Annotated in this window: 17 protein-coding genes, 1 tRNA gene and 1 riboswitch; of the genes, 3 read left to right on the forward strand and 15 right to left on the reverse strand. The window is 65.7% G+C overall.

What is annotated here, in order from left to right; all coding sequences use genetic code 11:
• Window positions 1-79 precede the first annotated feature (79 nt).
• Window positions 80-166, forward strand: a tRNA-Leu gene (locus ABNK63_RS08965).
• A 130-nt stretch (window positions 167-296) separates the two neighbouring features.
• Here ABNK63_RS08965 and ABNK63_RS08970 read toward each other — a convergent pair.
• Window positions 297-704 carry a VOC family protein gene (locus ABNK63_RS08970; RefSeq protein ID WP_007808982.1) on the reverse strand — a complete coding sequence of 136 codons (408 nt, stop codon included), beginning with the start codon at window positions 702-704 and terminating at the stop codon, window positions 297-299.
• A 210-nt stretch (window positions 705-914) separates the two neighbouring features.
• A riboswitch (glycine riboswitch) is annotated at window positions 915-1,012 on the forward strand.
• Between the two features lie 39 nt (window positions 1,013-1,051).
• Here ABNK63_RS08970 and gcvP point away from each other — a divergent pair.
• Complete coding sequence (gene gcvP, locus ABNK63_RS08975) at window positions 1,052-3,973, forward strand: aminomethyl-transferring glycine dehydrogenase (protein WP_350015426.1); 2,922 nt, start codon at window positions 1,052-1,054, stop codon at window positions 3,971-3,973.
• A gap of 71 nt (window positions 3,974-4,044) precedes the next feature.
• Here gcvP and ABNK63_RS08980 read toward each other — a convergent pair whose 3' ends face one another.
• The 4 genes from ABNK63_RS08980 to ABNK63_RS08995 all read right to left on the reverse strand — a co-directional run bounded on the left by ABNK63_RS08980 (window position 4,045) and on the right by ABNK63_RS08995 (window position 11,479).
• Complete coding sequence (locus ABNK63_RS08980; protein WP_350015427.1) at window positions 4,045-6,900, reverse strand: C1 family peptidase; 2,856 nt, start codon at window positions 6,898-6,900, stop codon at window positions 4,045-4,047.
• 179 nt (window positions 6,901-7,079) lie between these two features.
• Window positions 7,080-8,018, reverse strand: coding sequence for a sensor domain-containing diguanylate cyclase (locus ABNK63_RS08985; RefSeq protein ID WP_007808985.1), 939 nt, complete (start codon window positions 8,016-8,018; stop codon window positions 7,080-7,082).
• A 306-nt stretch (window positions 8,019-8,324) separates the two neighbouring features.
• Window positions 8,325-10,982: a M1 family metallopeptidase gene (locus ABNK63_RS08990; protein WP_350015428.1), complete on the reverse strand. Its 2,658-nt coding sequence runs from the start codon at window positions 10,980-10,982 to the stop codon at window positions 8,325-8,327.
• A gap of 164 nt (window positions 10,983-11,146) precedes the next feature.
• Window positions 11,147-11,479 (reverse strand): hypothetical protein, encoded by a 333-nt coding sequence (locus tag ABNK63_RS08995; protein WP_007808994.1) that lies wholly within the window; start codon window positions 11,477-11,479, stop codon window positions 11,147-11,149.
• A gap of 347 nt (window positions 11,480-11,826) precedes the next feature.
• Here ABNK63_RS08995 and ABNK63_RS09000 point away from each other — a divergent pair, with 347 nt between their 5' ends.
• Window positions 11,827-12,174, forward strand: a complete 348-nt coding sequence (locus ABNK63_RS09000) for a hypothetical protein (protein WP_350015429.1) — start codon at window positions 11,827-11,829, stop codon at window positions 12,172-12,174.
• A 69-nt stretch (window positions 12,175-12,243) separates the two neighbouring features.
• Here ABNK63_RS09000 and ABNK63_RS09005 read toward each other — a convergent pair whose 3' ends face one another.
• From ABNK63_RS09005 to ABNK63_RS09050, 10 genes are all read right to left on the reverse strand, one after another.
• Window positions 12,244-12,516, reverse strand: a complete 273-nt coding sequence (locus ABNK63_RS09005; protein WP_350015430.1) for a hypothetical protein — start codon at window positions 12,514-12,516, stop codon at window positions 12,244-12,246.
• A 126-nt stretch (window positions 12,517-12,642) separates the two neighbouring features.
• Window positions 12,643-14,808, reverse strand: a complete 2,166-nt coding sequence (locus tag ABNK63_RS09010) for a DEAD/DEAH box helicase family protein (protein ID WP_350017203.1) — start codon at window positions 14,806-14,808, stop codon at window positions 12,643-12,645.
• Between the two features lie 15 nt (window positions 14,809-14,823).
• Window positions 14,824-15,753 carry a type I restriction endonuclease gene (locus ABNK63_RS09015; protein ID WP_350015431.1) on the reverse strand — a complete coding sequence of 310 codons (930 nt, stop codon included), beginning with the start codon at window positions 15,751-15,753 and terminating at the stop codon, window positions 14,824-14,826.
• Between the two features lie 48 nt (window positions 15,754-15,801).
• Entirely contained in the window at window positions 15,802-16,092 is a 291-nt protein-coding gene (locus tag ABNK63_RS09020; RefSeq protein WP_350015432.1) for a type II toxin-antitoxin system RelE/ParE family toxin, read from the reverse strand.
• Entirely contained in the window at window positions 16,089-16,361 is a 273-nt protein-coding gene (locus ABNK63_RS09025; RefSeq protein WP_350015433.1) for a ribbon-helix-helix protein, CopG family, read from the reverse strand. Before ABNK63_RS09025 ends, ABNK63_RS09020 begins: the two co-directional genes overlap by 4 nt.
• A gap of 119 nt (window positions 16,362-16,480) precedes the next feature.
• A complete protein-coding gene (locus ABNK63_RS09030; protein ID WP_350015434.1) occupies window positions 16,481-16,990 on the reverse strand; it encodes a DUF4411 family protein in 510 nt (169 codons plus the stop codon).
• A complete protein-coding gene (locus tag ABNK63_RS09035) occupies window positions 16,990-18,141 on the reverse strand; it encodes an ImmA/IrrE family metallo-endopeptidase (RefSeq protein WP_350015435.1) in 1,152 nt (383 codons plus the stop codon). The genes ABNK63_RS09030 and ABNK63_RS09035 overlap by 1 nt, the downstream gene beginning before the upstream one ends.
• Window positions 18,142-18,187: 46 nt before the next feature.
• Window positions 18,188-19,144 carry a DUF5655 domain-containing protein gene (locus ABNK63_RS09040; RefSeq protein WP_350015436.1) on the reverse strand — a complete coding sequence of 319 codons (957 nt, stop codon included), beginning with the start codon at window positions 19,142-19,144 and terminating at the stop codon, window positions 18,188-18,190.
• Between the two features lie 50 nt (window positions 19,145-19,194).
• Complete coding sequence (locus ABNK63_RS09045) at window positions 19,195-19,476, reverse strand: hypothetical protein (protein WP_350015437.1); 282 nt, start codon at window positions 19,474-19,476, stop codon at window positions 19,195-19,197.
• Window positions 19,473-20,837, reverse strand: a complete 1,365-nt coding sequence (locus ABNK63_RS09050; RefSeq protein ID WP_350015438.1) for a restriction endonuclease subunit S — start codon at window positions 20,835-20,837, stop codon at window positions 19,473-19,475. The genes ABNK63_RS09045 and ABNK63_RS09050 overlap by 4 nt, the downstream gene beginning before the upstream one ends.
• Between the last annotated feature and the right edge of the window lie 115 nt (window positions 20,838-20,952).

Consider the following 20,952-nt stretch of genomic DNA (forward strand, 5'->3'; position numbering starts at 1 on the left):
TTGTGAAAAAGTGTTGACAAGCCGTCGGCAGATGCCTAAATTACGCGGCTCACGCAGCTCGCTGAGCAACGTGACACCTGCCCAGGTGGCGGAATTGGTAGACGCACTAGCTTCAGGTGCTAGCGGGGGCAACTCCGTGGAGGTTCGAGTCCTCTCCTGGGCACCAATTGTAAACGAAGGCCCGCAGTGATGCGGGCCTTCGTCTTTTCCGGGTTTGGTTGAAGTCAGGAAGGCCGCCCAGCCAGGACGGCCTTTGCTCTTCTCCGGGTTCGATCGAAAGTCGGGACGCGCGCTCTTCAGCCTGCTGCCGGCCCCTTCAACTCGACCATGTTTCCCTGCGGGTCGTACAAATAGATCGACGGCCCCTCGCCCTGCGCGCCGTAACGCGAGCCCAGCTCGCCGATGCTCACGCCGTGCGACTTCAGGTGGGCCAGGATCGCCGCCTCGTCGTAATCCTCCACCCGCAGGCACAGGTGATCCATGTTGTGGCCTTGCGCGCCCGGCGCGGCGCCGCCGTGACGACCCAGCTTGCCGTCGATGGCGACCAGGTCGATCAGCGAACGGCCGGCGCGCAGTTGCACCAGGCCGATCTCGTCCTGCCGACGTTCCTCGCGGCAGCCAAGCACGTCGCAGTAGAAACGCTGCATGGCGTCGCTGTCGATGACACGCAACACCACATGGTCGATGTCGGCGATCCGAATCATGCGCACTCCCGGTTGATGAGGCAGCCGAGCATAACCCGTGGCGCTCCGGCGGCTCCCTGAACCGGGCGCCGACCGGCCGCGACAGCCCCCGTTCCCCCTGTATAATCGCCGCGGTAAACGCATGGTGGGAGAAGCGGCCCGTCCCTCGCAGGACACGGCCGCTGCCGAAGACGCAACGCCCGTAATCGCTCAGGCCCCCATACCACCATGCGTGAACACTCTGGAGAGAGCGGCTGCAGCCGCCGCCGAAGGGGCACGAAACGCCGCCGCGTTTCCAAACTCTCAGGCAAAAGGACAGAGGGGCGCCCCGCGTGCGGCACGACACGCCAGTCTTCGGATGCCCAGCCATGAGCCACAACCCCACTTCCCTGCGTGACCTCGAAAACCACGGCGCCTTCATCGAACGCCACATCGGCCCGGATGACACCGAGATCGCGCAGATGCTGCGCGTGGTCGGCCACGATTCGCTGGAGTCGATGACCGACGCCATCGTGCCCGCCTCGATCAAGTCCGCAGCGCCGCTGGCCTTGCCCACGGCGATCACCGAAGAAGAAGCGCTGGCCAAGATCCGGGCGATCGCCGGCCGCAACCAGGTGTTCCGCAGCTTCATCGGCCAGGGCTACTACGGCACGCTGACGCCCAACGTCATCCTGCGCAACATCCTGGAAAACCCGGCCTGGTACACCGCCTACACGCCTTACCAGGCGGAGATCTCGCAGGGTCGCATGGAGGCGCTGATCAACTTCCAGACGATGTGCGCCGACCTCACCGGCATGGAGATCGCCAACGCCTCGCTGCTGGACGAAGCCACCGCCGCGGCCGAGGCGATGACCCTGGCCAAGCGCTCGAGCAAGAACAAGGGCAACGCCATCGTGGTGTTCGGCGATGCCCACCCGCAGACCATCGAGGTGATGCGCACCCGCGCCGAGCCGCTGGGCCTGACGATCACCCTGGCCGATTCCGCCGAGGCCTGGGATGCCGCGATCGCCGCGGACGACTACTTCGCGGCGCTGATCCAGTACCCGGCCAGCAGCGGCTGGCTGCTGGACTGGAGCGAGGAAGTGGCGAAGATCCACGCCAAGGGCGCGCTGGCGATCTTCGCCACCGACCTGCTGGCGCTGACCCTGCTGAAGTCGCCGGGCGAGATGGGCGCCGACATCGTGATCGGCAACACCCAGCGCTTCGGCGTGCCGTTCGGTTTCGGCGGCCCGCATGCCGCCTTCATGGCCTGCCGCGACGCGTACAAGCGCTCGATGCCGGGCCGCCTGATCGGCGTCTCCATCGATGCCGAGGGCAACAAGGCCTATCGCCTCACCTTGCAGACGCGCGAACAGCACATCCGCCGCGAGAAGGCCACCAGCAACATCTGCACCGCCCAGGTGCTGCTTGCGGTGATGGCCTCGATGTACGCCGTCTACCACGGCCCCAAGGGCCTCACCCGTATCGCTTCCCGCGTGGCGCGCCTCACCGCGATCCTCAAGGCCGGCCTGGCGCAGCTCGGCTTCACCGCCAGCCACCACGACAGCGCGTTCGACACGATCAGCCTGAAGACCGGCGATCGCACCGACGCCATCGCCGCCCGCGCGGTGGCGCTGGGCGCCAACCTGCGCAAGGCCTGGGGCGAGTACCTGTGCATCTCGCTGGACGAAACCACCACCCGCGCCGACATCGAACTGCTGTGGCGGATCTTCGGCGGCGATGACGCGAAACTGCCCAGCATCGACGCGCTGGACGCCAGCGCGCCGTCGCTGATCCCGCAGGCGCTGCAGCGCACCTCGCCGTTCCTCACCCACCCGGTGTTCAACACGCATCACAGCGAGCACGAACTGCTGCGCTACCTGCGCGCGCTGGCCGACAAGGACCTGGCGATGGATCGCACGATGATCCCGCTGGGCTCGTGCACGATGAAGCTCAACGCCACCGCCGAGATGATCCCGGTCACCTGGCCGGAATTCGCCAACATCCATCCGTTCGCGCCCGCCGCGCAGACCCGGGGCTACCAGGAGCTGATCGCCGGGCTGGAAGCACAACTGGTGGAGATCACCGGCTACGACGCGGTGAGCCTGCAGCCGAACTCCGGCGCCCAGGGCGAATACGCGGGCCTGCTGGCGATTCGTGCGTATCACCAGTCGCGCAGCGAAGGCCATCGCGACATCTGCCTGATCCCCGAATCCGCCCACGGCACCAACCCGGCATCCGCCCACCTGTGCGGCATGAAGGTGGTGGTCACCAAGTGCGACGCGAACGGCAACGTGGACCTGGAAGACATCCGCGCGCAGGCCGCGAAGCACTCGGCCAACCTCGCCGCGATCATGCTGACCTACCCGTCCACCCACGGCGTGTTCGAGGAGGACGTGGTCGCCATCTGCGACATCGTCCACCAGCACGGCGGGCAGGTGTACACCGACGGCGCCAACATGAACGCGCTGGTCGGCGTGGCCAAGCCCGGCAAGTGGGGCTCGGACGTCAGCCACCTCAACCTGCACAAGACCTTCTGCATCCCGCACGGCGGCGGCGGCCCGGGCGTGGGCCCGTGCGCGGTGCGTTCGCACCTGGCGCCGTTCCTGCCGGGCGCGCTGGGCAACGACGGCGCGCGCACCCAGGGCACCGGCAACGGCGCGATGGTTTCTGCCGCCACCTTCGGCAGCGCCTCGATCCTGCCGATCAGCTGGATGTACATCACCCTGATGGGCCAGCAGGGCCTGCGCAAGGCGACCCAGGTGGCCCTGCTCAATGCCAACTACGTGGCGAAGCGGCTGGCGCCGCACTACCCCACCCTGTACACCGGCCGCAACGGCCTGGTGGCGCATGAGTGCATCCTCGACCTGCGCCCGCTGAAGGACGCCACCGGCATCGGCGCCGAGGACGTGGCCAAGCGGCTGATCGACTTCGGCTTCCACGCGCCCACGCTGAGCTTCCCGGTGTCCGGCACGCTGATGGTGGAACCGACCGAAAGCGAATCGCGGGTCGAGCTGGACCGCTTCATCGACGCGATGATCCAGATCCGCGACGAGATCCGCGCCGTCGAGGAAGGCAAGCTCGACCGCGAGGACAACCCGTTGACCAACGCGCCGCACACCGCCACCATGGTCAGCGCCAGCGAGTGGACCCACGCCTACCCGCGCGAACTGGCCGCCTTCCCGCTGGCCAGCCTGAAGCTGCAGAAATACTGGCCGCCGGTGGCCCGCGTCGACAACGTCTACGGCGACAAGAACATCATGTGTTCGTGCATCCCGGTGGATGCATACCGGGAAGACGTCGAAGCGTAACCATCGGTCGATCGTCCGATGCGAAGGCCCCGCCACGGCGGGGCCTTTTTTCATGGGTGGAAAAACTCCGGCTAGAACCCGCGCAGGTCGTCCACCGGCAACGCGAGCTTCGCACCGGTGATGCGTTCCAGGGTGCGGCCCAGCACCTCGACGTTGTTGTCGAAGCTGCCATGCCCCGCGTCGATGGCGACTTCGGGGTGCAGGCAGGTGGGCACCTTGTCGACATCGATGACTTCGGTGCGCTTGCCCAGCCCGGTCTGCTTCGCCACCTGGCGCCAGTTGCCCAGCGCCTCGGCCGTGCTGGACGAACCGTCCCAGCCCTTGTACCCGGCGTCCATCACGTTCGCCAGGCCGAGGATCGGCGTGCGCACATCCAGCTCCAGGGCGTTGGACACCAGGTACAGCAGCGACTTGCGATAGATCGCCGCGGTGTTGTCGTCACGCTCGTTGCGGTCGGACAGGATGCCCAGGTAGAGCCGCCGCATCAGGGCATCGTGTGGCGCGTAGTGGCGGTTGGCGAACTGCACCGTGCAGGCCGGCGCATAGAGATGGATGGACGCGGTCTGCGCCTCCAGCCCGCGCGCGGCCAGCAGGTCGACCAGGTAGCCATGGAAGATCGAACCGGCCGAGTGGCCGACCAGGTGGATCTCCAGCTGGTCACCCCAGGTCTTGGCCAGGTTCTGCAGCGCCGTCACCAGCAGGTCGCCGCCCCGCGTGGGCAGGCTGGCGGCTTCGGCGTTCTCCTTCATCTCGCTCCAGATCGGCCGCGCCAGCGGACGGCCGACGGTGCGCTCGACCAGGATGTCGGTGGCGTCGCTGATCTTCTCGCGGATGCCGCCGGCCCGCGGCGGCTCGTGCCGGAACTTGTCGGCGAAGATGTCGCCGATCGATTCGAGCATGCCGGTCTTCCAGATCACGAACAGCGGATAGCAGCCGTTGCCGATGAAGTAGCGCCCCATCGCGCGCGCCCGTTCGATCGCCGCGGCCTCGCTGTTGAGTCCGCCGTGGGCATAGATCACCAGCCGCCTGGTCGTCGCCTTCTGCTGGCGGAACCACTGGTCCGGCAGCGTGCAGGCCTGGAACAGCAGCGAGCGGCTCATCTCGTCCTGGGTGAGGTAGCGCGTCACCCGGCCGTCGTTCCCCAGCACCACGCTGTGCTCGTAGGCGGTGGCCTCGTCCCACCACAGGCTGCGATTGGTGCCGACACGGCGGCGGCCACCCTTGCTGCCCGCCGCGAGCTGGCCCAGCACCACGCCCGACACGCCCATCGCGGCCACCCATGCGTCCATGCCGTTGGCCAGCCAGTCGGCGTAGGTCAGCACGGCGAAACCGCCGCAGCCCCAGCTCTTGCCCCAGGAGTTCTGCACCACGAAGCCGTCGGTGTTGAAACCGACCAGGGCAAAGGCGTGGCCGTCGTCGTGCGAGGGTTTGCCGTCGAACGCGATCACCGGCAGGCTGTCGTGCCCGGCCAGCTTCCGGCGCACGGTCGGCACGTCCTGCCAGCCCTGGTGCGTGTTGGCCGACACGTAGATCGCGCCCACTTCGTGGATCGCCGCCTGCAGGTCGCTGATCGCCTTCAACTCGATGCGGTAATACACGCCCAGCGTGTTGGCGGTGGCGCGGGTGGCGTAACCGAACTTCGGCGGCTGCGTGTCCTCCTGCCGATACGGCCAGTCGACCTCCATGCAGACGCCGTGGTGATACCAGCCCTTCAGTGCGCCACGGCAGCTCGAACCGTCGTAGTTCTCGCCCGCGTATTCGTCGTAGCGGCGGGCGAAGTTGTAGAACATGCGCGGGCTGACCGAAGCCAGCCGACCCGGCATCCCGCTCTTGCGCCAGCGCAGGTAGTTGACCACGCAGGCCAGGCCGAAACCGGTGCACGCACCTTCCTGGCCCTGGTCGAGGATCAGGCCGGCCCCGGTATAGGCCGGCAGGAACTCGCTGACCTGCGCATCGGTGGGGTAACGATCGGGCAGGCTGGCCGGCGGCGGCTGGTAGGCGCGATCACGCAGGTCGACCGGGTCCTTGCTGGCATCGAGTTTCCCCGCGCCCGTCGCTGCCGCTGCGACGGCCTTGCGAGCCGCGCCGGACTTGCGAGTCGCACCGGCGCCGCGGACGGCCGCCGGCCAGACCGTGTCGGCCAGCTGGAACACGTTGCGGAAACTGGCCAGCCCGTAGCTGCCGCCGTTGACCAGCTTGCGTGCCGCCGCGTAGTTGTTCGCCGCCAGCGCCGTGCGCATCCTGTCCGCCGCGTGCGCCAGGAACCGCGCCAGCAGCACGGCCGCCACCTCGGGTGCGTTGGCCAGGTCCGGAAAGGCTTCGATGTCGACGCCGACCAGGGCCGCATAGGTGTGGTAGTTCGCCCGCCCCGTCAGCTGCACGAAGCCGCGGCCCCGGTAGCGCGCGCCGTCGCCGGGCTGGTCGTTGCCCAGCGACTTGCGTCCGTCGTAGGCACTGAACGCGGGCAGCCCCGGCGTGGTGTTGAAGTGCGAGGGAAACTCGGCGATCGGCACGAAGCCTTCGCTCTCGGCGCGGATGGTGCCCAGCGCAGCGCAGATCATCATGCGGTCGCGCAGCCCCGCCGCGCCCAGCGCCGCGGCCACGTAAGGCAGGTAGCGCACGATGTTGGACTTCCTGGTGGCCGGGAACAGCCGCTGCACCGCATCCACCGTCAGCGGCACCGCCATCGGTTGCGATTGCATCATGCCGAGCAGGATCTGGCAGCAGGGCCCGATCACCGCATCGGCCACGATCCCGATGCCGGCCTGCCATCGCCGCGCCGCCGCGTCGACCTGCTCGTCGAAAACGTTGCCCGTCGATAGTCCCGGGAACTCGCGCGCGTCGTCGCCGAGCACCCCGGCCAGACGCTTGCGCAGCGTGGCGACATCGTTCCCGGCATTCCCCTTGACCAGCAGCAGTGTTGCCATGACGTATCTCCCCTCGTCCGTGGTGAAGGCTACGAAACACGGCGGCAGCATACGCCCGGTTCGGGGGTCGCACATGGCCCGCGGCGCGGGGAAAAACCGGCCACGGCAACGCGCACGAAGCGTGCCAGCGAACGCGATCTGCCGGCGTCGATCGCCGGCTCAACAGGCCCTGGCGCCGCTCAGCTGGCCGCCACGATGCAGTCCCGGCCCTGCTGCTTGGCGCGGTACAGCCGCTTGTCGACGCCATCGAGGAAGCCGCGCAGCTCGTCGGCGTGCGCGGGAATGCAGGTGGCCGCGCCGACGCTGATGGTCAGCACCGGGCCGACCGCGGATTGCGCGTGGGGAATCTGCTCGGCCAGGATCAGGTCGCGGCAGCGCGCGGCCAGCTTCAGCGACGCCGACTCGTCGGTTTCCGGCAGCAGCAGCACGAATTCCTCGCCGCCGAAACGGGCCAGCAGGTCGCGGGCGCGGGTCGCGGCGGAAGCCAGCAGCCAGGCCACGCGCTTCAGGCAGGCATCACCTTCGAGGTGGCCGTAGCAGTCGTTGTACTGCTTGAAGTAGTCGATATCGATCATCAGCAGCGACAGCGGCTGGCGGTTGCGCCGCGCGTTGCTCCATTCCAGTTCCATCAGCGCATCGAAGCGGCGCCGGTTGGCCACGCCGGTGAGGCCGTCGCGGAAGGACAGCTCCTCCAGCTCCTTCTGCAGGCTCGCCAGTTTCTGTTCGGTCTGCTTGCGTTCGCTGATGTCGAACATGAAGCCGATCAGCGAATCGACCGAACCGTCCGCCCGGCGCACCACGTGCACCACGTCGCGAATCCACACGTAGTGGCCGTCGCGGGTCAGCGCCCGGTAGTCGGCTTCGTGATCGACACCGGCCTGCGATTGCGCCACGCAGAAATTCAGCACCCACTCGCGATCCTGCGGATGCATGCGACTGGCCCAGTCGCCCACCGTCTGCCAGCTCGCCGGCGCCCAGCCCAGCAGCGCCTCGATCTGCGGTCCGATATAGGCGAACTGCTTGCTGTCCCAGTCGATCTTCCAGGGAATGGCCTTGGTGGACTCCAGCAGCGTGCGGTACACGGTGCTGTCGGGTTCCAGTTTTTCGAAATCGGCCATCGCTCTCGGGCTCAAGCATGAAGACGGGTCGCCGCAGCCGCGGCGATCGCGCCAGCCGGCGCGCAGACGCAAGGTACATCGTCCCCCGGGCGTATCGCCATTCACGCCTGCCGGCGCCCGCTGGTGAAAGCGGGCGCCGGTCTGAGAGGTTGTGAGTTCTCAACCTCTCAGGTCGGCCAGGCACGGCCGACCGCGGATCGGTCACGCCGGTGACTGATCCGCGTGAGCACGTCCGGGCATGTACCGGACGTGCGACGGAAGAAAACCACAGGAAGTGGTTTTCTTCACAGGCTCTGCGCGAGCGGATCAGCCGCCGTTCTTCGCCAGCCAGGCGTCGATCGCGGGCAACCGTTCCTTGCGCACCATCTGCCGGTACTGGATGTTCGCGATCACCGTCTCCGCCGCGCGGCGCGAGCCCTTGGCGATGTGCGCGTCGGCGTAGGCGTTGATCTTGTCGATCATCGCCGGATCATTGGAGCTGGCGCCGATGCCCGGGTAGTAGCGGCTGCTGGAGGTGGAGTCGACCAGCTTGTCGATCTGCGCCCGGTGCGCCATCGCGAATTCCCAGGCCATGTCGGGGTGCTCGTAGCCCACCGCAGCGATCATGCCGGCACTGTTGGTGGCGCCCGGTTCGTCGGTCAGCGCCAGCTCCAGCGCGCGTTTGGCCAGCGCCTTGTCCTTGCTGATCGAAAGCAGCGCGTACAGGCGGTCCTTGATCAGCGGCGTGGTCTCGGCCTTGGCCTTCGCATGCAGCTGGTCCCAGGTCGCCGCGTCGGCATTGCGCGCCACCACCGCGTAGATGGTCTTGCGCAGGGCCGCCGGCACGGCCTTCGGATCGGTGTCCTGCGCGGCGTAGCGACGCTGCACTTCGCTGATCACGTCAGCATCGCCGAGGTCGGCCAGCACGCCGATCAGCTGGGTGCGCAGGATCGTGGTGGGGTCGCCCTCGTCGGCCTTCGCCTCCCAGCCCACGCGGGCAAACACCGGCTTCAGCTGCTTGACCGCGAACGCATCAAGACGCGCCTGACGGGCGTCGTCGCCACGGTAATAGCCGTGCAGGCCGGCGAAGCTGCCCGCGATGTCGCCCCAGATCTGCGGGTCGGCATCGGCCGGGGTGACCTGGGCCAGGTCGAGGTAGCTGGACGCCGGCTGCAGGCCGGCCATGCCCAGCGCCCAGCTGTCGCCCATCAGGCCCATCTGGTCGATCGGCGCCAGCTTGGCGAACTGGCCCTTGATCGCGGCGAATTCCGCCGGCGTGTACAGCGTGCGGTAGTAGCCGCTCTGCCCCGCGTTCACCAGCACCGGGCCGCAACCGGCCACCTCCAGCGTGGCCTTGCCGTCCACCACGGTGCGGGCGACCTCGCTGCCGCCGATGCTCTGCGCGATCACCGGCACGTGCCACTTCAGCGGCGTCTTGTTCGGGCGATCCTTGGTGAACTCGCCCTGGCTCAGGGTCAGCGTGGTCTTGCCGTTGCTGCACGCGGAGGACGCCACGCGGATCAGCGGAATGCCCGGCTGCAGGGTGAAATCGTGCGCAATCTGGGTGACCGGCTTGCCGGCCGCGCCCTGCACTGCCTTCCACAGGTCGTCCGACACCGTGTTGCCGTAGGCGTGGGCCTTGATGTAGTTGCGCACGCCGGCGCGCCAGGCATCGGGGCCGACATAGGCTTCCAGCATGTTGATCACCGCCTCGCCCTTGGCGTAGGTGATCGCGTCGAACGCCTGGCTGGCCTGCTCCACCGTCTCCACGTGCTGCACCACCGGGTGCGTGGTGGCGACCGCGTCGCGCGACATCGCGCCCTCGCGCGTGCCCACCGCATCCAGGTGGGTATGCCATTCCGGGTGCAGCTTCTCGGTGGTGCGCGCGGCCATCCACGAGGCGAAGCCTTCGTTGAGCCACAGGTCGTCCCACCAGCGCATCGTCACCAGGTCGCCAAACCACTGGTGCGCCATTTCGTGGGCGGCGGTGTTGAACACGTTCTGCTTGTCCGACTGGGTCGAGAAATTCGGGTCCAGCAGCAAGGCGTATTCGAAGGTGTAGATCGCGCCCCAGTTCTCCATCGCGGAGAAGAACTGGCTGCTGCCCGGCGAGGCAATGTTGTCCAGCTTGGGCAGCGGATACGGCACGCCGAAGTAGTCGTTGTATTCCTTCAGCACGGCCGCGCCGGACTGCAGGGTGAAGCCGGCCTGCGCCTTCTTGCCCTTCTGCGTGATCACGCCGATCTCGGTGCCGTCGGCCATGGTGGTGGCGCGCTCGAACTCGCCCAGGCCGAAGAACAGCAGGTAGGTCGACATCTTCGGCGACGGCTGGAACGTCACCCGGCTCATGCCGTTGCCCAGGTCCTTCGTCGAGGCGACCGGCATGTTGCTCACCGCCATCTCGTCGCTGGGCACGGTCACGGCGAGGTTGAAGGTGGCCTTGTACGCCGGCTCGTCCCAAGACGGGATGAAGCGGCGGGCGTCGGAGTTCTCGAACTGGGTGTACAGCGCGCGCTTCTTGCCCGCGGTGGTGTCGTAGTCGATCGCGAACAGGCCGTTGGCCTGGGTGCCGATCTTGCCGGTGTAGCTCATCGCCAGCTGGTAGGTGCCGGCGGGCAGCGGCTGGGCAAAGGTGAACGTCGCCGTCTGCGCTTTCGCATCCACCGTCACCTTGGGCGCGGCGATGGCGATCTTCAGTTTCGTCGGGGTCAGGCGCACCGACGAGAACGTCATGTCGATCGCGTTGAGCGTGATGCTGCGGGTCGGCTGCAGCACGTCGACGGTCACCGTCACCTGGCCGTCGAAGCTCAGCTTGTCCGCATGCGGCGTCACCGCCACGTCGTAATGGCTGGGCCGCACCGTGCGCGGCAGCTGGGTGGTGGCCAGGTCGGTCGCGGACGTCGCCGCCGGCGTGGCCGCCATGGCCGTCATCGAAACGCCGGCGAGCGCCAGGGCGATCGCGGAAACCAGCAAGGTGCTGCGCATGAGTATCTTCCGTGTCAGGGTGGGCGAAGTGCGGAATGCCGCGGGCCGACGAAAAACCGGCGCCGAGGCGGTCATTCCGGCGATGGTGGCGCGCATGCCCCGGCGCCGGAAAGCGCCGGAAGTCATGGACGAGCCCGGTCGCCCTTCGCCCGGCAGCGTCCGGCTCAGCGCGCCCGGGCCAACGCCCGGCCCAGGTGCAGGCTGCGGTTGCGGCAGATGTCGAAGCCCTGCACCGTCATCTGCCGCCCGTCGACGAAGTCCACGCGGAAGTCGCGGCGGCAGCCGCCTTCGCGCTGCACCGCCAGCGTGATCACGCTGTTCGCCTGCAAGGAGCGGTAGCCGACGGCCAGCGGCTCCCAGCGCAGGCCGTCCCTCGTGGCGGACACCGCCGTCACGTTGCTGGCCGAATCGTTGACCACGTCGACGTAATGGACCGAGGCCGCCTGCGCCATCGACAACACGCCACCAGACAACAGCAGAACCAGAAGTGCACGCATCAGTCATACCTCGCGGAGTCATTCGGGGGAACCGGCCGGCGTCTTCGCGGCGCCGCCGGGCGATCGGTCAGGTCCTTCGTGAGGCGCGCGAAACCCCTGCAAGCCGCGCCACCCATGGATCATGGATGCGACCGGCGCGCGCGGGGTTGCGCGTGACTGATGGCACGGGTTCGTCGCGGGCGCCGCCAGAACCGGCCTGTCGCGGTGCTGAACCGCAGCGCTTGCGGTGACCCGTCACGCCGTCAACGCGCGGCGCGGAGCGGCGTTCTCCTTCCGGCATGCCGCCGTTCGTCCGGCACGACATGGCAGTACCCCAACGCCGGCCTCACACACTGAAGGACACCGTCATGAACCACGCTTCGATGATCCGCCTCGGTCTGCTCAGCCTGATCGCCTGCACCGCGTTCGCCAGCGCCAGCGCGATGGCCACCGACACCACCGTCCCCGGTCACCCCCGCGTCAACGAGGTCAACCAGCGCATCGACAACCAGCAGGCGCGCACTGCCAAAGGCGTCGCCAACGGCACCATCACGCCGCAGCAGGCGGCCAACGACGAACGCCGCGCCGCCAACATCGCCCAGCGCGAAAGCGCCGCCGAAGCGAAGCACAACGGCCACCTGACCAAGGGCGAAACCCGCCGCCTCAACCGCGCGGAAAACCGCAACAGCCGCGCAATTCACCGCCAGCGCCACTGATCGCCGGCACAAATGAAGAAGGCCCCGTCGACGGGGCCTTCCTGCGCTGCAACCCGGGCCGGCCGGTCCTCAGGCGTCGGCCGCCGGCTCGGGCTTCAGTTTTTCCTGCAGCTCTTCCAGCCCGGCGATCGCCTGCTCCAGCGCCTCATGCAGCTGTGCCTGCCGGTCCATCAGGTCGGCGATCCTCTGCGCCTGCTTCAGCTTCGACAACTCGCCGTCGTACAGCAGCCACGCCGTGGTCAGCGTCTCCACGTTGTTCTTCGCGTAGTGCCGCATCTCCTTGAGCTGCACCAGCGTGTCGCCGATGTGGTCGGCCGGTGTCTTGACGTGTTCGTCGGACATGGTGCTCTCCCGCTGCGGTTGATCCAGTCGCGGGCACCGTAGATCGGCGGATGCGAAGTTCAGGTCAACATCGGCGACCGATGGCGCGCATCGCATGGGCAAAGCCGAAAAGGATCTCCGATCCGGTCAGGGCGCAGCACTTCCGCCCTGCGACCTGGCGCGCAGCGCCTCATACAACTGGGCCGGCCCGAGCAGGATGTCCTTCAACCCGGCACGCACGCGCTCGGATTCCAGCGCCTGGGTGCTCATCGTCGAATGCGCTTCCAGGGCATCCATGATCGCGTGCATCAGGGCGTCTTTCAGGTCGGGCGAATTGGCGAACTGTTCCTTGCTGTTGTTGCCGGCCTGCTGCACCAGGGTCTCGTTTTCCAGCAGCTTGCCCTTGAGCACGCCGTTGACGTAGACCAGCTGGTCGTCGTCGGTCAGCTGCCCCTCGAACAGACCGTTGACCTTCTCGATGATATCGGCCAGATAGGCCTGCTGCTTTTCCTGCACCGAGCCGCTGCCCACCGCATCCATCGGCGCGAGTTTGTAATTGCCGTCAGCGCCAAGGCTGAGCGGCTGACGGCCGGCACTACGCAAGGTGTGGTGGGTCAGCACCACCCTGGACAGGTCCACCGTGTCGCGTTCGCGGCCGAACTCCAGCAGCGGGATCAGCCGCTTGTAGAAGATGAAGCGCTTTTCGATATCCGTGTTGGCGTAGTCGAACACCTGCGACAGGAACGCATACAGGCGCACGTAGGCACCCATGTCGTTCTTGAACAGCAGCAGGGCATCCAGCAGGTCCTTGCTGGTTTCGGCCAGCTTGTCGTCGCCATCGACCAGCGCGGTTGCCCGCGCCTGCTGTGCCGCCTTGTAGCGTTTGAGCAGACGATCGGCGACCGGAGCGATGGCGCTGCTCAACTGCGCCTGCGTGCCGCGCGGATCGGTCTCCACCCTGGCCACGCGATCCACCTCGAAGTCGTCGTAGTGGCCGCTGGCATCGAGCTTGGCGCGCAGGTCGAATACCAGGTGTGGATCAGTCCTGGCCTCCAGTTCGGCGGTCGCGTAGTAGGTCTTGAAGGCCTTGAGGATATCCGCCGCCTCGTTGACGAAATCGAGGATGTAGGTGGTGTCCTTGCCGGGGTACGCGCGGTTCAGGCGCGACAGCGTCTGCACCGCCTGGATGCCGCCCAGCATCTTGTCCACGTACATGCCGCACAGCAACGGCTGGTCGAAGCCGGTCTGGAACTTGTTGGCGACCAGCAGCAACTGGTATTCCGGCTGGGCAAACGCATCGCGGATGTCGCGCCCCTTCAGGCCAGGATTCAGATCCGAGCTGGTCTCGCTTACCGGCGCGGGGAAGCTCTCCGGGTCGCTCACCTCGCCGGAGAACGCCACCAGCACGCCGAGCGCGTAGTTCTGCCGCTGGATGTAGCCGCGGATCGCCTTCTGCCAGCGCACCGCTTCCTTGCGGCTGCCGACCACCACCATCGCCTTGGCCTTGCCGCCCAGCAGCGGCTGCACGTTCTCGCGGTAATGCTCCACCACGATCTGCACCTTCTGCGCGATGTTGTACGGATGCAGGCGCACCCACTGCATGATGCCCTTCATCGCCGCGCTGCGTTCCACCTGCGACTGGTCGTATTCCCTGCCCTCATGGGCCAGCTTGAAGGCCAGCTTGTACGGGGTGTAGTTCTTCAGCACGTCGAGGATGAAACCCTCATCGATCGCCTGGCGCATCGAATACACATGGAACGGCTGCGGCAGGCCATCCTCGCCGGGGCGACCGAACAGCTCCAGCGTCTTCTGCTTCGGCGTGGCGGTGAACGCCACGTAGGTCAGGCCCTTGCTGCCGCCGGCGCGCGCGGCCATGCCGGCGGCCAGCAGTGTCTCGGTATCGATCCCGCCACCGTCCTCCAGCTCGGCCCGTTCCTCGGCGCTCAACAGCTGCTTGAGCTTGGCCGCCGCCTCGCCGGTCTGCGAGCTGTGCGCCTCGTCGGCGATCACCGCAAAGCACTTGCCCTCGGTCGCCGCCAGTTCCTGCACCGCATCCAGCGCAAACGGAAAAGTCTGGATGGTGCACACGATGATCTTCTTGCCGTCCTTCAGCGCCTGGCCCAGCTGCGCGCTTTTGCTGCCGTGCTCGCTGGTGATGGTTTCCACCACGCCGGTGGTGCGCTCGAAGTCGAAGATGGCCTCCTGCAGCTGCGCGTCCAGCACGTTTCGATCGGACACCACCAGCACGCTGTCGAACAGCTTCCGGTTTTCCGCGTCGTGCAGGTCGGCCAGGAAATGCGCGCTCCAGGCAATCGAATTGGTCTTGCCCTAACCGGCCGAATGCTGGATCAGATAACGCTGGCCCGCGCCCTGCGCCAGCACGTCGGCGACCAGCTTGCGGGTGGCGTCGAGCTGGTGGTAACGCGGGAAGATCACGCCCGCCAGTTTCTTCTTGTCGTCGCGCCTGCCGATCAGGTAGCGCCCCAGGATCTCCAGCCAGCTGTCGCGCGCCCATACCTCTTCCCACAGATACGCCGTCGCAAAACCGTCCGGGTTCGGCACATTGCCCGCCGCGCCGTGGTTGCCCCGGTTGAACGGCAGGAAGCGCGTCGCCGGCCCGGCCAGGCGCGTGGTCATCATCACCTCGGCCTGGCTCACCGCGAAATGCACCAGGGCGCCGCCGGGAAAACCGAGTATCGGTTCGGCCAGGCCGCCCTTCGGCTGCGGCTGCCGATCGAAGCGGTACTGGTCCACCGCATCGCCCACGCTCTGGGTGAAGTCGGATTTCAGCTCCGCCGTGGCCACCGCGATGCCGTTGACGAACAGCACCAGGTCCAGCGCATCGTTCGGCTGGTTCGGCGAATGCCGCACCTGTCGCACCACGCGCAAGCGGTTCGCCGCGTAGCGTTGCTGGATCGCCGGATTGATCGCCAGCGCCGGCTTGAACTGCACCAGCGACAGCGGCTCCTTCAAGCCCAGCATCTCCACGCCCCGGCGCAACACCTCCAGCGTGCCGCGTTCATCGAGGTTCTTGCGCACGCGTTCGGCAATGCGCCCGGCCATCTCGGGGCCGTGGGTCTTGCCCAGTCGCTGCCAGCTGTCCGGCTGGGTCGCCTCGATCCACGCCAGCAGGTCGGGCAGATACAAGGCGTACTTGCGATCGTAATTCGCGGCATCGCCTTCGGCGTACAGCCAGCCGTGGGCGGCGAGGTGTTCGCAGATCTCGCGCTCGAAGTGATGTTCCTGGTGAAGATTCATCCGCCCCTGTCCCTGCCCCTGGAAAAGTCACGAGAACGTGACCAGCATTCAATCCTGCGGTGCCCGCTCCTCGCGGTGGTGCCATATCCGCAGTACCACCAAGGCTTCGTCATGCACGGAGTAGCGCACCACGTAACGACCAAAGGCAAAATCGCGCACGACCTCGCCCTCGGGCGCCTCCGGCACACCATGCCCCATCGCGGGAAATGCACACAAGCCATCGATCCGCGAAACCAGCTCCGATGCGATGCGACCGGCTGCCGCCGGATCATGCTCCGCGATGAAAGCCCGCAGACGTGTCAGGTCGGCAACCGCCGCGGTCGAATACAGCAACCTCACTGACCTGCCTTGGGCGGCGCCAGCTCATCGGCCTTGCCCCACGACCCCAACCACTCATGCACGGCCTGACCCGACACCGCCTCACCCCGGGCAACCGATTCCATTGCAGCCAGTGTGTCCTGCCAACGCGCTTGCCCCAGTTCCTGGCGCGCAACGAATTCGCGCACCGCCTGGTTGATCAACCAGTTGCGGCTGCGGTGCAGCTTGGTGGTCAAGCTATCGAGGCCGCTCTCGACCTCGGGTTGCAGGCGAATGGTGGTGACGGTCATGGCTCAGCTCCGCGGCGTGAATGCAATGTAATACATTGTAGCCCACCGTAACCGCACGGGCATTTGACACGTCGGAATCCTCCGAGACCTGACTACATGCAGCGAGGGCGGCAAGCCAATTAGATCGCCGCGTTAGGCACCACCGGCCCAAGAACAAACCGCGCTCGCTCGGCACGCAACATCTGATACGGCGTCATGAAGCGGATGCCCAGCCCCACGCAGGCATTCGGTATCTTGATCTTCTTCGGTGAATTGGCCGGCACTTCGTGCGTGACCACCGTATGCCCGTGTGCTGCGGCGAATGCCACCAGCCAGTAATCGGCAACCTGCAGGAAGGTGCTCACCGCCGCCGGCGCATAATCCTGTCCCGTCGCCCAGGCACTTACCCGCGGCGCGGCGGCCAGCACCTGATTGTCCGGCGGCAGAAAGAAACCCTCACCTCGAGCTTCGCCCCATTCGGCCAGTTCGTCCTCGCCCGCATGCAACTCACCGCCCACCTGCTGAATGCTGAAAACATCTCCCCGTGCATTCGCATGCTCCAGCCAGTCCCAGAAAGCGGGACAGAAATCAAAACCGTACTGCAGGTTCTTGGCCTGAATGAACACGTTGGCATCGAGCAGATAGGCCATCAGACCGGGTATCCCAGCGAGCGTCCGAACTCGTTGAAAGTCGAGGTCTTGGCGATACCCAGCATGTGGAACGCATCGCGAAACAACGTCCTGCCCTCCAGCGTGCTTTCCACCAGTGCTCGCGCGAATCGCTTGCTCACACGCGAAGCCGTTGTCCGGTAAAAATCGCCGCCACCAGTTCCGCTGGCCTCGATCTCCCGCAACCGCGCCAGTTCCGCGCGATACGCCGCAAAAAAAGCCGCACGATCGATGTTCCCCGCGTCCAGCAACCGACGCAGGATGACCAGAGAGCTGACCTTGAAATGACGTGCCAGCCGCTTGAGGGTTGCCCCGATCGGCTCGTCCGCCACCAGTTCGGCGCGAAACGACCCCATCGGCACAAGCAACTCGGCGGCCACCTGGTTGCACCAGACCTCCGTCGCGTTGCTCGGCACCACATCGGCGCTGACATCCGACAAAGCGGTCTGCCCCAGCCACAGATGCGCCAATTCATGCGCCAGCGTAAACATCTGTGCCGCCTTGCTGTCCGCACCATTGATGAACACCAGCGGCGCCAGCGCGTCGGACAAGGCGAAGCCACGAAACTCCTGCGGGTCCAGCGGGCGCGTGTTGTTGTTCAGCACCACACCGCTCACCATCACCATCACGCCGATCCGGTCGGCCTGCTCGATGAACCTGCGCAATGCCTCTGTCCACGTGGCGCAGGCGCGCCGTTCCTCCACACTGAAATCCAACGCTTCCCGCAACTGAGCGGCCGCTTCAACCGGCGATGTCGCCAGGGTGAGGCTGCCCACAAACGCCAGCGGCGATTGACCCGTCACTTGCGCATGATCGCGATACCAGTCCTGGCGCTGCTGGCAGGCGTAGACCATGTCCAGCAGATTCGGGCTGGGTCGCGCGATGACGCGGTCGGCAACCGTGCGGAAATCGGGGATCGGCAGCGGCTCGGCCGGGGGCTCCGGCAGGAAGAAATATCCCACTGGCGCATGCGTGGCCCGTGCGTAGTCCTCCAGTTGGCGCAACGTGGGTTGCGTTTCGCCCGCTTCCCACGCCGCCAGACGCGGAAAACGTGCCATCAGCGCGAGGTTGTCCAACCGGGCGCGATCACGTGCCCAGCGGAACATTTCGGGTTGAATGGCGACTCGGGTCATGGGGGCATCTTAGCCAAATAGCACCAAGCCGGCTTGATCGAAGGCATTAATTTTCGGCGTAACTGCGATCGATCAAGGGCATGGCTCGTCCCATGTCTGCGGGGGTGCGCAGGCACAGCTCCAGATCACCCGTGCCCCACGTGCCGATGTTGCGCACATCGCGGCTGAATCCGTCTTCCAATACGACGGTGTCCGGGTCTAGCTTCAGCATCACCAGCAGCTTGTCCTTGTACGGGATCACACAGGCGAAGTTCTTCAGCCGGCGAAAGGCGACATACAGCTTCAGATGCTTTTCCTGCACATCATCACCCAGCGCCAGCAGGTAGCCAGCCAGGGTCGCGTAAAGCTCCTTGATGACGGGTTGCGCCTGGCTGAGCTGTTCTTCTGCCGTCTTGTCCTTGCCGACGGGCTTGGCCTTCACCAGCGTCGTCGGGCTGCCGGTATCGGCCTTGGCCGCGGTCGCATCGTCCACGCTGACGCTGTTAACCAGATCGAGCAGCAACAGGTCGTCGCCGAACAGCTTGTAGCGGATCAGCTCGATATTGCGCGGGATCTGCTGCACCGCGTGCTGGTCGTAGCGGGTGAAGTCGGCGGCGATGCACAACAGGCGCGTGCCGGACCAGTCGACCTGCTCGGCCACGTCCTTGCCCAGCTTTTCCATCACCAGCCACTGGAACTCGGCGCGGTGATCCATCAGCCAGTCCAGGTAGAACAGCCCCTGGTTGATCACGTTCTCGTGGGTGTGCCGCTTGTACTCGATGATCACCGGGCAACCGTTCTCGTCCAGACCCAGCGAGTCGATGCGACCCTTGTGGGTCTTGCCGGTGGCGTACTCGCTGGCGAGGAAGCGCACGCCGAGGAAGGTCGGCATCTGCGCTTCGATCATGGACTGCAGATGCTTTTCTATTGCGGCGGCGCGGCCGGATAGTTCGACTGCGCCGGTGCCGCTCAGGCGGAATAGCTGGATGTCGCTCACTTCCTTCCCCTTCATTGCACGAGTCACGATTGCTCGTGACACATGTGTATCTCCCTACCCGGCTTCTCCGGCCGAGCTTATCCGCTGAAAGTGCCGACCAGTGCACTGATGGCAGCCAGCACCACCGTCGCAGCAGTCCAACGCGCCGCGATCTTGTTCAGTCGAGCAGATTCCAGCGCCGCCTCAAGCATGCCGCTAATCCATCCGTCCTGGGAAAGCGAATGGACACCGGGTTCAACGCCACCCTGCTTGCTCCAAATCGGATCGATCGGTACCACGCTGGCTTTGAGCCAATATCCGGCGGATACGAGGCCGGCAACGCAACCGCCTATCGCTAACAGAACTTCAACAAGCCTCATGAGCATGAGTCCTCCATCGCAAGCGGTTGCCCACGCACGTCAATCTTGCCGGTGACGGCGGCGGCGATCAGGGCGCTGCGGCGCTCTTTGAGGAGCAGCAAAGCTTGATTGACCTCAGATTCAAGACGATTAAACCGCTCTGCCTCAAATTGAATCCAATCAAGAATGTCGGCCTGCTCGTCGTCCGGCGGCAACACCACCGGTAACTCCATGACGTTGGTCGAGGAGATCGAAGCCAAGTTGGTGCTTTGCTTCGAACGCCCAATGAAATAGAACTGCGCGTACTCGGAACTGGTGACCTGATTCAGCCAAGCAGGGCGCACGTTGTGGGGCCGCACTGCAAAGACGTGGTTTTGATGGATGCAGTCCTCGATTTCTCCGTGCCAGATCGCTCCGCGGCCCAACTTGTCGAAGTCGCCACCCTCGTTCATCAGCACATCGCCGGGAAGTAGCCGGTAGCGTTCAACCTGCGTCGGCTCAACTTCGATCAACGCAACTTCGTCCAGCTTCAAGAAGCCATCTTGGACATTGGCGACCCGAAGATAGGGAACAGTGACAGTGTCCCTCCCAGTCACATCTTTCCCCTTTGCTATCCCGGTCTGAACAGACGCAATGAACTTGAGTCGGACGACCTTCCAATGCGCCGGCACTTCGCCCAGCCACGGCAAGCCGGAGTCTTTCATCGGGGCGTTGGGGTTGAGACCGCGGGTGACGGCGTGGGAGATGGTGGCCTGGCGCTTTTCGGCCAGTAGGGTCAGCAGCTTTTCCTGCTCGCCAATCAGCGCATCGATCTTGCCGGTTTCGCGGTCGAGGAAGGCGGCGATGGCGGATTGCTCCGCAAGCGGCGGCAGCGGAACGGTGGTCTCGGCGAGATAGGTATGCTCAATACTTTCGACAGTTGCTCCTTGCTTCGCCCATGCGAGCAAGAGGACGTCATTGAGCCCTTGCACCCAGCGTAGAAAGAAATCGCTTGTTACCAGTTGCTCCGAGAAGCGAAGCGCCTTCATATCCTGATTCATAGCGACTGGCACGACGTTGATGGCAACCGGGATGGTGTGCTTGAGGATGCCCGAACGAACGACCATGAGAAGTCGCCCGGCATCCACCATCGAAGACGAGCTGCTCGAAAGACCCTCAGGGGTGATGCACTCCTCGGCTCCTGTAATTCGTTCGGACTTCATGTCCTTCGGCGATACCCAAGGGATGTCACCGTTCCAGAAGGCCAAGTTGTCGCGGCTCGGTGTGCCGCCGCCACAAAAATCGGCGAAAGCTTTAACTTTCAGCGGCAACCAATGAGCGGGAACGTTACCAATCCAAGGCACACCGCTGTCTTTGTACTCCGGATATCTCGGCAGGCTCATGGCACGCACCGCGAAGAGCAAAGCCCATGGATTCCCGCTTTCGCGGGAATGACGACGCGGTGGAATGCTGCCACGCAGAGGGAGCATTGGCCAGGGCAGCGTGCACGCAGGGTTC

The organism is Rhodanobacter sp. IGA1.0, assembly GCF_040208325.1.
Taxonomy (GTDB): Bacteria; Pseudomonadota; Gammaproteobacteria; order Xanthomonadales; family Rhodanobacteraceae; genus Rhodanobacter; species Rhodanobacter spathiphylli.